14 protein-coding genes are annotated in these 14,480 nt (G+C 64.9%); 6 read left to right on the forward strand and 8 right to left on the reverse strand.

Annotated elements, in window-relative coordinates; all coding sequences use genetic code 11:
* Positions 1-1,233, forward strand: coding sequence for a GNAT family N-acetyltransferase (locus NG900_RS16340; protein WP_252682364.1), 1,233 nt, complete (start codon positions 1-3; stop codon positions 1,231-1,233).
* Positions 1,234-1,298: 65 nt separating this feature from the next.
* On the opposite strand, the gene NG900_RS16345 is transcribed toward NG900_RS16340, so the two are convergent.
* Entirely contained in the window at positions 1,299-1,493 is a 195-nt protein-coding gene (locus NG900_RS16345; protein WP_252682366.1) for a hypothetical protein, read from the reverse strand.
* A gap of 301 nt (positions 1,494-1,794) precedes the next feature.
* Positions 1,795-2,322 (reverse strand): inorganic diphosphatase, encoded by a 528-nt coding sequence (gene ppa / locus NG900_RS16350; protein ID WP_252682368.1) that lies wholly within the window; start codon positions 2,320-2,322, stop codon positions 1,795-1,797.
* Between the two features lie 167 nt (positions 2,323-2,489).
* Here ppa and NG900_RS16355 point away from each other — a divergent pair, with 167 nt between their 5' ends.
* Both NG900_RS16355 and NG900_RS16360 read left to right on the forward strand, forming a co-directional pair.
* Entirely contained in the window at positions 2,490-3,926 is a 1,437-nt protein-coding gene (locus tag NG900_RS16355; RefSeq protein WP_252682370.1) for an aldehyde dehydrogenase family protein, read from the forward strand.
* A 33-nt stretch (positions 3,927-3,959) separates the two neighbouring features.
* Positions 3,960-4,718 (forward strand): SDR family oxidoreductase, encoded by a 759-nt coding sequence (locus NG900_RS16360; protein WP_252682371.1) that lies wholly within the window; start codon positions 3,960-3,962, stop codon positions 4,716-4,718.
* A 12-nt stretch (positions 4,719-4,730) separates the two neighbouring features.
* Here the strand turns inward: NG900_RS16360 and NG900_RS16365 are convergent, their stop codons facing one another.
* The 5 genes from NG900_RS16365 to NG900_RS16385 all read right to left on the reverse strand — a co-directional run bounded on the left by NG900_RS16365 (position 4,731) and on the right by NG900_RS16385 (position 10,616).
* On the reverse strand, positions 4,731-5,534 hold the full coding sequence (locus NG900_RS16365; RefSeq protein WP_252682373.1) for a fimbrial biogenesis chaperone: 804 nt from the start codon (positions 5,532-5,534) through the stop codon (positions 4,731-4,733).
* A gap of 2 nt (positions 5,535-5,536) precedes the next feature.
* Positions 5,537-6,550: a fimbrial protein gene (locus NG900_RS16370; RefSeq protein ID WP_252682375.1), complete on the reverse strand. Its 1,014-nt coding sequence runs from the start codon at positions 6,548-6,550 to the stop codon at positions 5,537-5,539.
* Positions 6,547-9,123, reverse strand: a complete 2,577-nt coding sequence (locus NG900_RS16375) for a fimbria/pilus outer membrane usher protein (protein WP_252682377.1) — start codon at positions 9,121-9,123, stop codon at positions 6,547-6,549. Before NG900_RS16375 ends, NG900_RS16370 begins: the two co-directional genes overlap by 4 nt.
* Before the next feature lie 126 nt (positions 9,124-9,249).
* Positions 9,250-9,993 carry a fimbrial biogenesis chaperone gene (locus tag NG900_RS16380; RefSeq protein ID WP_252682379.1) on the reverse strand — a complete coding sequence of 248 codons (744 nt, stop codon included), beginning with the start codon at positions 9,991-9,993 and terminating at the stop codon, positions 9,250-9,252.
* Positions 9,994-10,085: 92 nt separating this feature from the next.
* Positions 10,086-10,616, reverse strand: coding sequence for a fimbrial protein (locus NG900_RS16385; RefSeq protein ID WP_252682381.1), 531 nt, complete (start codon positions 10,614-10,616; stop codon positions 10,086-10,088).
* Positions 10,617-10,969: 353 nt separating this feature from the next.
* Here NG900_RS16385 and NG900_RS16390 point away from each other — a divergent pair, with 353 nt between their 5' ends.
* The 3 genes from NG900_RS16390 to NG900_RS16400 all read left to right on the forward strand — a co-directional run bounded on the left by NG900_RS16390 (position 10,970) and on the right by NG900_RS16400 (position 13,266).
* The gene (locus NG900_RS16390; RefSeq protein WP_252682383.1) at positions 10,970-12,292 is read left to right on the forward strand and encodes an MFS transporter; all 1,323 of its coding nucleotides are present in this window, start codon (positions 10,970-10,972) and stop codon (positions 12,290-12,292) included.
* A 169-nt stretch (positions 12,293-12,461) separates the two neighbouring features.
* A complete protein-coding gene (locus NG900_RS16395) occupies positions 12,462-12,728 on the forward strand; it encodes a PepSY domain-containing protein (RefSeq protein ID WP_252682385.1) in 267 nt (88 codons plus the stop codon).
* 76 nt (positions 12,729-12,804) lie between these two features.
* Entirely contained in the window at positions 12,805-13,266 is a 462-nt protein-coding gene (locus tag NG900_RS16400) for a cytochrome b/b6 domain-containing protein (protein ID WP_252682830.1), read from the forward strand.
* An 18-nt stretch (positions 13,267-13,284) separates the two neighbouring features.
* Here NG900_RS16400 and NG900_RS16405 read toward each other — a convergent pair whose 3' ends face one another.
* A complete protein-coding gene (locus NG900_RS16405) occupies positions 13,285-14,478 on the reverse strand; it encodes a heme biosynthesis protein HemY (protein ID WP_252682387.1) in 1,194 nt (397 codons plus the stop codon).
* Between the last annotated feature and the right edge of the window lie 2 nt (positions 14,479-14,480).

The following is a 14,480-nucleotide window of genomic DNA, read 5'->3' on the forward strand; positions in this document are numbered from 1 at the left end:
ATGACCTCCCGCCCCCTCGTTCCTGAGCCCGAAGCTCGCGCTGGTTCGCGACACGAATCGGCCAATTATCGCACGCGACTTGTGACCGACCTGCGCGACATCGGCCGCGATGCGTGGGATGCCTTGCTCGCCCTGCAGCCGGAGTCGACGCCCTTCCTGCGCTTCGACTTCCTGCAGGCCCTGCACGAGAGCGGCAGCGCATCACCAGATACCGGGTGGTCGCCGCAATACCTGACGCTGTGGGAGGACGGCCCGGATGGCCAAGTGCTCGCCGCCGCCGTGCCGCTGTACGTGAAGGGCCACTCCTATGGCGAATATGTCTTCGACTGGGCGTGGGCGAATGCCTATGCACAGCATGGGTTGGAGTACTACCCGAAATGGCTGTCGGCGGTGCCGTTTACCCCGGTGCAGGGGGCGCGGCTGCTGGCGCGTGATGCGGCCGTGCGAGCAGCGCTGCTTGAGACCCTGCTGGACATTGCGCGACGCAGCGAATTGTCATCGCTGCATGTGCTTTTCCCCACCGCCCACGAGGCTGAACAACTGCGCGCGGCCGGCATGCTGCTGCGCCAAGGCGTGCAATTCCACTGGTGCAATACCGGCTTTGCCAGCTTCGACGATTTCCTGGCCGCCCTGGAACAGAAGAAGCGCAAGAACATCCGCGCCGAACGCCGCCGCGTGCACGACGCCGGCATCACCTTCCGCCAGGTGCCCGGCGCAGCCGCCACCGATGCCGATTGGCGCTTCTTCCACCGCTGCTACCGCACGACCTACCGCGAGCACCACTCCTCGCCATACCTGAACCTGGAGTTCTTCCGCCAGATCGGACAGACGATGCCCGAGAACCTGCTGCTGGTGATCGCGCAGCGCGCAGGCAACGACATTGCCTGCGCACTGCTGGTAATCGACCCACGGCCCGAGGCGTCCGTCATGTACGGCCGCTACTGGGGCGCGGTCGAGCATCACCCCTGCCTGCACTTCGAGACGGCCTATTACCAGCCGCTGGCGTACTGCATCGAGCACGGCATCCGCACCTTTGAAGGCGGCGCCCAAGGCGAGCACAAGATGGCGCGCGGCTTTGAGCCGGTGGTCACGCTGTCGGCGCACTGGCTCGCACACCCCGCCTTTGCCGATGCGGTGAGCCGGTTCCTCGACCGCGAAACGGCCGGCATGGAAGCCTATCGGGATGAACTGACGGACCGTTCCCCGTTCAGGCAGCGGCCGGATTCAGACTAGCGACGGGGAGAACTGCAGAGGCGGGAAAGACAGCGTCCGCACGAACGGCGGACGCGAGGTAAAGCTTAGTGCGCAGCAGGCGGCTGCTGGGCGATCACGCAATGTGCCACCGCCGAATCGGCAGCCACGGCGGTGGCCAGCGCGACAGCGCGCTCGCCCGCATGAGCGGCATCCGACGGGCCAACCAGCAGCGCCCACACGGTGAATGCTGCCATGGCCACAGCGGAAAGCACGGGAACGACAACGGTCTTGTTCAACATCGCAGTACCAGGGGTTGGAGTCAAACTTGACGGGGAGTCTAGAGGCGTCGTTTCCCCCGGGCAAATGAGCGTTACTTAAATCTCTGTGTAGCGCGGCTATCTGACCCAAGCATGCAAATCGTGAAAAATTCAACAGAAAATGCATACTTGAACCCCGCCCCTCCCGCAAAGGGCCGTGCAGTGCGGCTTCGGCAAGTGTGATACCCGGCAGGAATCACGCTCGCCCAAACAAAAATCCCGGCGCTCCATCCGGAGGCCGGGATCTTGTCAGACATGCCATACGGCAAAATCCAGAAAAGTCTTACTTCTTATAGTTGGCAACGCCGTCGGCGATTTCCTTATGGGCTTCTTCGATGCCGCCCCAGCCTTCGACCTTGACCCACTTGCCAGCTTCCAGCGCCTTGTATTGCTCGAAGAAGTGCTTGATCTGGTCCAGCAGGTTCTGGCCAATGTCCGACAGATCGGTCATGTGGGCCGTGGCCGGGCTCAGCTTGTTGACGGGCACCGCCACCAGCTTGGCGTCCACGCCCGATTCGTCCGTCATCTTCAGCATGCCCAGGGCGCGGCAGCGCACCACGCAGCCGTGGATGAGCGGGAACGGCGTGACGACCAGCACGTCGACCGGGTCACCGTCGCCCGACAGCGTCTGCGGGATGAAGCCGTAGTTGGCCGGATAGCGCATGCCGGTGCCAACGAAGCGGTCCACGTGCAGCATGCCGGTTTCCTTGTCGGCTTCATACTTGACCGGGTCGCTTTGCGCCGGGATCTCGATGATGACGTTGAAGTCGTTGGGGATGTCCTTGCCCGGCGAGACGTTGTTGAAGCTCATGGAAATGCTCCGGAATGCGCGAAGTGCGTGAAAACGCGACGCAAATGGTTGAAAGGAAGCGTGAAAAACTGTCGGCGGGCATTATAGCCCGTGACACCCGGGCAACCCCCTGCCGTCCCCCGGCCCGTGCGAAAATCGCGCGTTGCCGATCTTTGCAGGAACCCCTCATGCATGCCCAGCACTTCATCGCCAACCGCCTGATGTCGCCCGATTCGGGGATGCGCATCAAGGTATTCGACCCGTCTGACGGCCAGTCCTTCGCCGAGATCGCCCGGGGCAACGCCACCGACATCAGCGTGGCCGTCCATGCCGCGCGGCGCGCATTTGAGGGCGTCTGGGGCCAGATCAGCCCCGCCGAGCGCGGCCGGCTGCTCATGCGCGTGGCGCTGCGCCTGGCCGATCACGAAGAAGAACTCGCCCGCCTGGAAGCCCGCGACACCGGCAAGCCGATGCGCCAGGCCCGCGCCGACGCCCGCGCCATCGCCCGCTATTTCGAGTTCTATGCCGGCGCGGCCGACAAGCTGCACGGCCAGACCATCCCCTATCCGGCCGATACCACCGTGCTGACCGTGCGCGAGCCGCATGGGGTGACGGCGCACATCATCCCCTGGAACTACCCGATGCAGATCTTCGGGCGCAGCGTGGGCGCCGCATTGGCGGCAGGCAATGCCTGCGTGGTCAAGCCGGCCGAAGATGCGTGCCTGTCGATCCTGCGCGTGGCCGAGCTGGCCGCCGAAACCGGACTGCCTGATGGGGCACTCAACGTGGTGACCGGCTACGGCCATGAGGCGGGCGCGGCACTGGCGGCGCATCCCGGTATCAATCATGTGTCGTTTACCGGGTCGCCCGAGACGGGCAAGGCCATCGTTCGCGCGGCGGCTGAAAACCACGTGCCCGTCACGCTGGAGCTGGGCGGCAAGTCGCCGCAGATCCTGTTTGCCGATGCGGACCTGGAAGCGGCGATTCCGGCGGTGGTCAACGGCATCATCCAGAACGCGGGGCAGACGTGCTCGGCCGGCAGCCGCGTGCTGATCGAGCGCGGAATCTACGAAGCGGTGCTGGACCAGCTAGCCACGGTGTTCGAATCCATCAAGGTCGGCCCTGCGTCGCTGGACCTGGACTGCGGCCCGCTCATCAACCCGAAGCAGCAGCAGCGCGTGTGGGATTTCGTCTCGGACGCGCAGCACGCCAACATCCCGGTGATGGCGCAGGGTCAGGTGGTGCCCGAAGCGCCCGAAACCGGCTATTACCAAGCCCCGATGCTACTGCGCGACGTGCCGCACACACACCGCCTGGCGCAGCAGGAAGTGTTCGGCCCGCTGCTGGCGGCCATGCCGTTCGACACCGAGGCCGAAGCCCTGGCACTGGCCAACGGCACGCCGTACGGCCTGGTGGCTGGCGTATGGACGCGCGATGGCGGCCGCCAATTGCGTCTGGCGCGCAAGCTCAAGGCCGGCCAGGTCTTCATCAACAACTACGGCGCCGGCGGCGGCGTGGAGCTGCCCTTCGGCGGCACGGGCCAATCGGGCCACGGGCGCGAGAAGGGCTTCGAGGCGTTATACGGCTTCACCACGCTCAAGACCATCGCTATCCGCCACGGTTAAAAGCAGCACCAACCCACAACACGAGGAGACACCATGCGGCTTGCCGGCAAGATCGCCATCGTCACAGGCGCGGGTTCGGGTTTCGGCGAGGGTATCGCCAACACCTTTGCCCGCGAGGGCGCGCGCGTCGTCGTCAACGACTTGAATGCGCAAGCGGGCGAACGCGTGGCCAACGCCATCCGCGTGGCCGGCGGCGACGCGCATTTCGTGCAGGCCGACGTGTCCGATGGGGATTCCGTTGCCAAGCTGCTCGGTGCCACGCTGGCGCGCTATGGCGATCTGCACATCGTCGTGAACAACGCGGGCACCACGCACAAGAACAAGCCGCTGCTGCAGATCACTGAAGACGAGTTCGACCGCGTGATGGCCGTCAACGTGAAGAGCATCTACTGGACGGCGCACCACATGGTGCCGCACTTCCGGGAGCGCGGCGGCGGCGTGTTCGTCAACGTGGCGTCGACCGCGGGTATCCGGCCGCGGCCCGGGCTCGTTTGGTACAACGCCAGCAAGGGTGCCGTCATCACGGCCAGCAAGGCGATGGCGGCCGAGCTGGGCCCCGACAAGATCCGCGTGAACTGCGTGAACCCGGTGATGGGCGCCACGGGCCTGATCGAACAGTTCATGGGCATGCCCGACACGCCCGAGAACCGCGCGCGCTTTCTGGCGACGATCCCGATGGGGCGGCTGTCCACGCCGCAGGATGTGGCCAACGCGTGCCTCTATCTGGCGTCGGATGAGGCCGAGTTCATCACCGGCACCTGCCTGGAGGTGGACGGCGGGCGTTGCGTGTAGCGCTTTCGCGGTTCAGTGCGCCGCTTGCGCCGAGACCTGCAGCGGATGCACGGTTCCCTGGTCATCGATCCACGCGCCCTCCAGCGAAAGCGCTTGGCCGGGTGACAGGCTGATGCCGCGTAGTTGCAAACGTGCTTCAGACTGCGGCGCAATGGTCCCGGCCTGCAACTGGTCGACCAGGTCCTGACCCTGCCCTCGCAGCGCGTTGAGGCTGACATGCCACGGCGTCGGGTTCTCGACCACCAGCGTTGCGGCACTGTCGGACTGACCCTGCTGCCAGCGCCAACGCAGCGCTGCCGGCGCCTGCGCGGGGTCGCCAGCCAATCCTTGCGGGCGATAAAACAGCTTGATGCGGGAGCGGATGGTGACCGCCATCTGGCTGTCACCCGGCGCCGGTGTCTTCGCCCCTTCAGCGATGCCGCGCACGTTGAGCCAGAACATGGACTCTCGGTCGATCGGCAACCTGGCTGTGGAAAGCCGCGCAATCCGCATGGAGCGCTGGCTGTTGGCCTCCACGCGCACCACCGGGGGTGTCACGGCAAAGGGCGCTTTGCTGGTCTCGGGCGGCTGATTGGCGTCACCCTCGTCCACCCAGGCGGTAACGCGCTCTGCTGGGCCGTCGTTGCCCAATGTGAGAGACACGTCCGAGCGACTGCCATCAAATACGACCCGCGTGCCAGGCAGCAACACCGCAGCCTGGCTGGAAAGCGATGCCATTGCCGTACCCACCGCCAGCAACAGGGCATGCGCTCGAAGGGTGGAAGGCAAACCAGAAAGACGCCAACGCACGAAAATGCCTCCTTGATTCGGGAACAACGTCAGTTGTAGGTGAACGTGTACGACACCGTGGCGTCGGCCTTGCCCGCCTGCGCAATCGGGCCGGTCTGGATGTAGCGGGCACGAAAATCGACCTGCTCGCGGCCACCGGCAGATGTGATATTGGCGTCGAACGTCTGCCCGAGCGTCACGGGATTGCCGTTGTAGATGACCTGAAGACCGACGCCACGCGCAGTGGAACCCGGCGTGAGGGCCACGGTGCCGTTTTCCGGGGGGCCCACCCGCGTGCCATCGAGCGCCACCGAGAGCCTGGTGCCGGCATCGCACATCATGGCGATAAAAAACGGGGTCTCTCCGGCCGTGGTGCCTACGCCGTGGAAGTCCATGGTCGTTGTCCGGCTCATGTTGATGGTGAAGGCTGTGGATACCGGCTGGCATGCCACCTGGGTGACGCCGCCCGCGGTGAAGCTGCCTTGTGCAACGCTCAGCGTGCCCCCGCCGGTTTGCGGCACGGTCCAGGTAAATGCCGTCACGGGCAAGATAGGGGCACTCGTGATGGCGCCAGTCTTCGCCAGACGGATACGGAAAGGGCCCGGGATGTAATAGGGGGCATTGAACTGCCAGCGCGTGGCCAGATTCGTAAATTGCCGATCGGCCAACGCGGTCGGATAGTCGACTCGCACCGCGACACCGGTGATGTTGGTTGTGTAGTAACCGGCCATTCCCGGCACCGCACGTGCACCAGGAAACGCCATCCAACTGGCCTGCCCATTGCCTGTTCCGGTACAAGTCAACAGCGTGCGGTTGTATTGGCTCGACGTGAGTTCACGATCCAGCAACACCGTGCCCACCGGCGCATCGCGCTGCGCAATAAGGTTGCCGATATTGATGTTCCAGACCAGTTCGGAAGCCCCTGCCGCTCGGGTGCAAGAAGCCTGCGCAGCCGCCTTGGCAGACAGCATCAGCAACAGGATCGCAATGGCGGAATGGTAGGTCTTATGCATGTGCAAATCTCGCTGGGAAATCCAAACAGTGATCCGGGTGTGCCGACTCATTCGGAAGCGGGCAATTCACCGCTGCACTGGCTGACCACCATATCGCCGCTGGCTACACCGGCCAGATTGTAGTCAACCGCGCATTGCTCCGCAGCGTCTTCGCCCCAGCGCACGAACAGCCGGCCGCGCTCTTCGACGCCGCGCACCCACAGGCGGCTGGCCTGCCCCACCACGCCGACGACTTCGCCTGCTTCGTTGGCCACGTCCACGCCGAAGGGCAGCGGCTGACCGTCCGCACGCAGGGCTTCGATCAGCGCAGTCCGGCCGCTGCTGGTCGGAACGACCACCCGCACCACCGCACCCGCGGTCGGCACCGTGGTGACCGAGGCGCTCTTGAGTTCAACGTCCAGCGGCAGGCCCTTCGGGTCGATGGTGACTTCATTGCGGCGGTACGGGCTCAGGTACGGCACGACCGCATAGCCGCGCGCATCGGTCTTGACACCGATCGCGTTGTCGATGGCGGCGCCCGGTGCATCAGGCACGTGCACGATGCCGACGGTGTCGCCCATCTGCTGCGAGAACACCACCCCGTCGCTGTGCAGGATCACCCCACCGGACGCGCCGAGCGAGAGCTGCTGGCTGCCATGTCCGCCGCTGTAGCCGGCGCTGAGGTTGGCCACGGACGTCATGTAGCTGACGTCGCCGTTAAAGCGTGCGCCGTCTTGCCCGTTGTGGGTGGCCGAGGCGTTGTAGTTGCCCTGCCGCTGCTCGCCAAAGCTGCCGGATACACCGGCGCGCAGGTTCTGACGGCCGTCGCTATCACGGTCCATGCTGGTGGTCAGGCGCGCGGCATTCCCGGCCTTGCCCAGCGGAATGCTCAGGCTCAGGTTGATGCTGTTCGTCTGGCGCGAGTCTTCATTGCCGTACAGCGAGCGCTCCATCGTGCGCTGCGCCGAAACGGTGTAGGTGACCGGCCCCCAGGTGTTGCTGTAGCCCAGCGTAAAGCTGGTGGCGCGCTGGCCACGGTTCCAATAGTCGGCGCTGCTGGCGGTGACGAACAGAGAGCCGCCACGATCCCCCAGGCGCTGGTTGACGGTCAGATCGAGGCGGCCGCGCTGGCGGGCCACGTCTTGCCCGCCAAAACCTTCGCGCAACGCGCCGCGCACGCGTGCAGCGTCGGCAAGCGACAGATACCCCCGGGTGGAATAGCGATAGGCCGCCACCGTGATGTTCGTATTGGTGGAAGGCAGGTCCTTGCTATAGGTCAGCCGATACGACTGGCCGCTCATGCTGCTGTCAAACCCGGCCTGCTCGCCCGGCAACTGCGTTCTGGCGAAGCTGACATCGCCGGAAAACGCACCGATGGGTGTGTTGACCGCGCCACCGAGGAGCACCGCGCCATAGCCGTTCGATGCCGTCACGCCGCCGAACAGCGTGACCTGATCGCTCACACCGCGCCGCAGCGTGGCCTCGACAAACTGGGCGGTGCCGGGCAAGCCGGTGTCGCGCAGCTGGCCCGCCGTCATGCTGTAGCGCTGCTGGCCCTTGCGCAGCAGCTGAGGCACGGCGGCAAAGGGCACCACGAAGCGCTGCACGCGGCCATCGGCTTCGATCACCTCGACGTTCAGGTCGCCGCTGGACGCGGTGCTGTACAGATCGTTGATCTCGAACGGGCCCGGCGCCACCATGGTTTCGTAGATGACGTTGCCGCGCTGGCGAATGACAACGCGCGCATTGCTTTGGGCCACGCCACGCACGCTCGGTGCATAGCCGTTCTGCGAATCGGGCAGCATGCGCGCATCGGTGCTCACGCTCACGCCGCGGTAGTTCACGCCGTCGAACAGGTCGCCCGCCGTCGCCGCTTCACCCAGCGTGAGCTGCGCATCCATGCCCGGCAGATCGCGCTGGACCAGGGTGCGCCCCGGGCGGTAGCTGCCGCCGGCCTGGCTGTCGTAGGCAAAGTAGCCATCGTGGCGAAAGCGCCAAGCACCCAGGTTGACGCCGGCATTGACCATGGCGCTGGTGGAGCTGCGGCTGCCGTAGCCGCTGGTGTGCATCTGCTGGTGGTTGACGTAGTAGTTCAGGCGCGCGGCGTTGATGCCGTTGTCGCGCAGTTCCGGGTTGACCCAACCGCGCGGATCGTGCGTCAGGTAGGCCTGCGGGATGCCGATTTCCAGCACCTGCTCGCCCGCATCGAAGTTGACGGTGGCGTCGGGCACGTAGTTGGCCAGCACATCGCAGAACACCTCGGTGGGCAGCGGGCGCAGTGGCTTGTCGGAAGCGGCACTCGCCTCTTGCGCTCGGGCCACGCGGCCGGCATCCAGGCCAAGTTGCTCGAACCATGCCGGGTCCAGGCAGACCTGTGTGCGGCCATCATCGGTGGCACGGACTTCGATATCGCGCCGGACCACGAACGTGCCGTTGACGCGGATATCTGCGCTGTAGGTGCCCGCCACATGTTCGTTGCTGGCAAAGCGGCTCCAGTTCGTGCTGCTCGCCGATTCGCCGTAGACCAGGCGCGGGTCGAATTCCACCGCCGCCAGCGCAACGCCCGGCAGCACGCCCGCCACCAGAGCCGCGATGAGGCGGCTCAGGTAGGCAGGCTGCAGTGGACGGCGATGGCGAGTGTTCATGGCACAGGAGCGATCGGTGGGCGGACGCATCCCCCCGCAGCCCGTCACGAACGACGGTCTGGGCGGATTGCACAAACGGGGAACAGACGACTGCGGCGCGCGCGAAGGCGGCCTTGGACTGCGCGGCTACGGCACGCTCAGGGGCACAGAACGCGTGAGGTTGGCCCCCTGGTCAGTGACGTACACGTACTGCACGTCGGCCTGGACCGGCTTGCTGCCGAGGCCCGGCAACGCGAAGGTGGCCGTGGACAGCGGCGGCACCATGCCGATGTCCGAGTGGGGATATGCCTTGCCGCCAGCTTGCAAATCGATCTGGCTGAAGTTGACGTAGTACGGCGTGGGGTTGCTCGCTTGCAGTGCCCAGCCCTTGCCTTCGGGCACCACCTTCCATTGCACCTTTTCATGCGCGGCGGCTGCAGCGCTGGCGGTCAGGCCCTTCGGGCGATAGAAGATCTTGATGCGGGTGCGCACGCTGAACTGCAAGAAGTTGCCGCTCGGCACCTTGTCGGCCGAGGGCTTGGGCGGGATGTCGAGCGCGTTGAACCAGTAGAGGCTCTCGCGATCCTGCGGCAGCGCAGCGCCCGTGAACTGCATGCGCACGACCTGACTCTTGCCTGCATCCAGGCGAAATACTGGCGGACGCAGCAGGAATGGCGTGCTTGCGGTCTCCGGCTTGGCTTCCGGGTTGCCGTCGTCCGTCCAGGTTTGCACCAGGGCCGCACGCTCGGCGGTGTTCTGGAGGCGCACGGTCACTTCCCGCTGGTCGCCCGGAAAGATCACCCGCGTGCCATGGACGATGACCTGTGCCTGTGCCGAAGCGGCAGCAAACGCCAGCACGCCCATCAGGGTGGTGCGGATCGTGGTGTTCATGGTCGTGTTCCTCCGTAACGGTTGGGGGCATCGGCACCCCGGGGATGCCGGAGACGCGAGCCCCCGGCGTGTGTCATCGCGCACCGTTGCGATTACGGATAGACGATCGAGTATTCGACACCGGTGTTCACCGTACCGGCCCCAACGGCACCCGTGGCGTAGTACTGGCCAAAGAAATCGAGCTTGGCGGTACCGCCCGAGATAGGCACCGTCTTCGAGTTGGTGTTGTTGGTCAGGTCGATGTCCTGGTGGTCCGCGTTGAGCACCGCAACGTTGAGGTTGGTGGCAGTGCCCGTGTTGTTCAGCCGACCTGCGGCGTTGACACTGCCGCGATTGTGGAAATACGCCTGCACGTTGTTTTGGGTGCAGGGGGTGCCAGCAGAGCCGACCGTGATGCTGAACGGCGTATCACCGATGCGAGCGCCATTGGCATTCAACGAGTTCTGAGCAACGTTCGGCAGCGTCACGGTTGCGTTGGCGACACCCGAGCCTCCCGCATCGATGACGCAACTGGTAGCGAGCACCTCTCCGGTAAAAGTAATGGTGCCGTCGGATTGGGCCTGCGCCGACGCAGCGGCCCCCAGAGTCAGAGCACCAGCAAGCGCGATAGCGATTTTGTTCATGGTTGGAAGATCCCTTTGATTGACATGGAGAAGTGCTGCGTTCGTAAAGCCGGTCACAGCATTGGGTTGAAGGCGTGTGTTTTTCCCTCAACACAAGGTTACTTTTCGGGCCCAAACCGATGAATGAGAACGCTCCTAAATCGTCAAGAACTGTTGCCGGCAAAGGGCCAACGGCCACTTTGCGGTGCCTCTTAGGGTCGCCACAGCGCGGCGCTTGGCGACACGGGCCAACCCAGCGCACAATGCGCTGGCGGTACATCGGACCAGTCCTATTCTGTCGACCAGCCAGGTTGGGCATCGCAGCGTTGTCGAAGAATTGGATCGGCCCGCTTCACAACAACACAGGAGACCCGATGGCCCTCACCACTCCACCGCTGGGTAGCGCGAGCACCCTGGCACAATCCGCAAGTGATTTCGAAGAAGCCACCTACCGCAAGGTGACGTGGCGCCTGGTTCCGTTTCTGCTGCTGTGCTACGTGGTCGCATATCTGGATCGCGTGAACGTTGGCTTTGCCAAGCTGCAGATGCTCAACGACCTGAAGTTCAGCGAGACCATCTACGGGTTGGGCGCGGGCATCTTCTTCATCGGCTACTTCCTCTTTGAAGTGCCGAGCAATGTGATCCTGCATCGCGTGGGCGCGCGCATGTGGATCGCGCGGATCATGATCTCGTGGGGGATCATCTCGGCCGCCATGATGTTCGTGACCTCGCCGGCCATGTTCTACGTGATGCGCTTCCTGCTGGGCCTGGCCGAGGCCGGCTTCTTCCCGGGCATCATCCTGTACCTCACCTATTGGTATCCAGCGCAGCGGCGTGGGCGCACCACCACGTTCTTCATGACGGCGGTGGCACTCTCTGGCGTGATCGGCGGGCCGCTGTCAGGCTGGGCGCTGAAAAGCTTCGCTGGCGTCTATGGCCTGGCCGGCTGGCAGTGGATGTTCCTAATCGAGGGCCTCCCGTCGGTCGTCATCGGTATCGTCGTGCTGCTCTATCTCGATGACCGCATCAGTCACGCCAAGTGGCTAACCGACGACGAAAAAGCCCTGCTCGCCCGCAACGTCGCCGCCGAAGACGCCGACAAGGAAGACCCCGCCATCGCCACCGTCCTGGCCAGTCCGCGCGTGTGGCTGATGAGCCTGATCTACTTCACCTTCGTGATGGGCCTGTACGGCGTGAGCTTCTGGCTGCCGACGTTGATCAAGCAGACCGGCGTGGCCGATCCGCTCTCGGTCGGCCTGCTGACGGCGATTCCGTATGGCGCGGCGGTGGTCGCGATGATCCTGGTGGCGCGCAGCTCGGACCGCACGCGCGAGCGCCGCTGGCACATCGCGATTCCCGCCGTCGCGGGCGCCGTCGGTCTCGTGCTTTCGGCCGTGTGGCATACCAACACGACGCTGGCGATGGCCGCGCTCACGCTCGGCACCATGGGCATCCTGACCACGCTGCCGCTGTTCTGGAGCCTGCCGACGGCCTTTCTGGCTGGCACCGCCGCCGCCGCGGGCATCGCGCTCATCAACTCGCTGGGCAATCTGGCGGGCTTCCTCAGCCCCTATGCCGTGGGCTGGCTGAAAGACGCCACGCAGAGCACCGACTCCGGCATGTACATGCTGGCCGCGTCGATGGTACTGGGGGCGATCCTCACACTGTCGGTACCGGCGCGGATGGTAAACAAGTAGGCCCGCCTGTGCTCGCGCCACCGCCTCGCGCGGTGGCGTCCCCCTTCCCCGCATTCCCTTCCTTTCCATCGCATTACGTCAGGCCGCCCCCGCGGAAACCACGTATTGCGAATCATTCTCGATTGCCCTAGCCTGCGTCTTCCTGAACCGTCATGCAAAAGGAGACCGCATGCTGAAGATCACCGCCGCCGCCCTGGCCATCGCTTGCTCCACGAGCGCCTTTGCCAGCGCCAAGTGCACCAAGCACCCGAAGACCGAATGGATGCCCGAGGCCGAAGCCCAGGCCAAGATCAAAGCCGAGGGCTACACCATCAAGAAGTTCAAGGTGGACGGCAACTGCTACGAGATTTACGGCACCAACAAGGACGGCAAGAAGGCCGAGATCTACTACGACACCAAGACGCTGGAGGTCGTGAAGTCCGAGATCGAGAAGTAAGACGGTGGTATCGGAATCGCCAACACACGTTCCCGTGTGGGACCGGGTCGTCCGCATCACGCACTGGAGCGTGGCGATGCTGGTGCTGTGGGACCTGTTCGAAGATTCGGGCGGGCCCCTGCATCGCAACGTCGGCTATATCGCCGCCGGGCTCGTGGCGGTGCGGCTGACGTGGGGTGTGGTCGGCAGCCCGAACGCGCGCTTTGCCACGTGGTGGCCGCGGCTGTCGGCCTTGCGCGGCTATGTGGCTTCGCTGCGCGCGGGCACGCCGATGAAGTTTGTAAGCCACAACCCCATCGGCGCGCTGGGCATGCTGACCATGTGGGGACTTATTCTTGCGCTGGCCTTCACAGGATGGCTATCGCGGCTCGATGCACTGTGGGGTGAAGACTGGCCGCGGGATCTGCACGCCTGGCTGGCGTACACGCTGGCCGCGCTGGTGACGGTGCATGTGAGCGCGGCCATTGTCATGAGCATGCTGCACAAGGACAACCTCGTCCTCGCGATGCTCACGGGCAAGAAGCGGCGCCACGACTGACGCCGCTTCCAGCGCGACTTATTTGACCGCCAGCAACGCGCTTTGGCGATAGTGGCGCTGAGCCTCTTCCAGCCGCTCGGTCTGCTCGTACATCTGCGCGAGCGCCAGATGCGCATGAGCGCGCAGATTGCCCGAATGATCCGCATCCGCGTACTTCAACGCCGACTCCAGGTTCGACTGGGCCTTGCCCCAGAGCTGCTCCTTGAAGCACAGCATGCCAAGCGTGTAGAACAGGTCGGCATCCACCGGATGCTGGCTGAGCCATTTCTCGGCCTGCTGGATCAACGGCAGCGCCTTGCCTGGCACCGCGCAATCGGCATAACGGCGGATCAGGCGGCCATCCCAATGCGTCTTCAGGCCATCCTCGACGATGCGCTTGGCTTCGTCGGTGCGACCGAGCTGCGCAAAGTACAGCGCCGCCTGGGATGCAATGCGCGGCGAGCGGCGCTCTTCGGTGGTCAGCTCACGCCAGAAGCCGTTCAGCGCATCGGCATCGTGCCGGCGTTCCGCCAGCAGGGTTTCGCACGCCATCTGCTTGAGGCGCGCGGCCAACACGGAATGGATGGCGTTGCGCTTTTCCAGCGCACGCGTCAGGCGCAGGACTTCGCTCCAGTTCTTCAGGTGCTGGTGCGCGCGCAGCGCAATGCGCTGTGCCTGAATCTGCCGTGAACCCTGCGATTGCAGTTGCGCGATCTTCTCGAGCGCACCTTCCGCATCACGCGCATCGACCAGCAGTTCGGCCATCGACACGAGCTTGGCCTGCTCGCGATCGGGCGAGGCGACCTCGGCCATCCATGCGTCGCGGCGGTCGGTTTCCTGCATGCGGTGCGCGGCGCGGGCACCGATGAGCGCGGCCGTCTCGCGTTGCGGCTCCCACGCCTGGGCTTCACGCGCGAGGCGCTCGGCGCGGCCAAAACGGCCGGCGAACAGGCTTTCCATCGCTTCACGCAGTGCGGCGGACGCCTTCAGGATGCGGTTGCGCTCGCGGTAGGCCGCCGCACGCGCCGGCATGCCCGCCACATGGTGAAACAGGCGCATCACCAGATGCAGCGCCACGAAGGTCAGCAGCAATGCTGCCAGCACGAAGTTGAGTGACATCTCCACCCGGTACGGCGGGTAGAACAGTACGACGTTGCTCAGGTTCAGTTCAGTGAACAGCGCCAGCCCGACGGCGGCGGCAAACAGCAGCGCGACCCAGAATATCCAGCGCATGC

The organism is Ralstonia soli, assembly GCF_023955655.1.
Classification (GTDB): Bacteria; Pseudomonadota; Gammaproteobacteria; order Burkholderiales; family Burkholderiaceae; genus Ralstonia; species Ralstonia soli.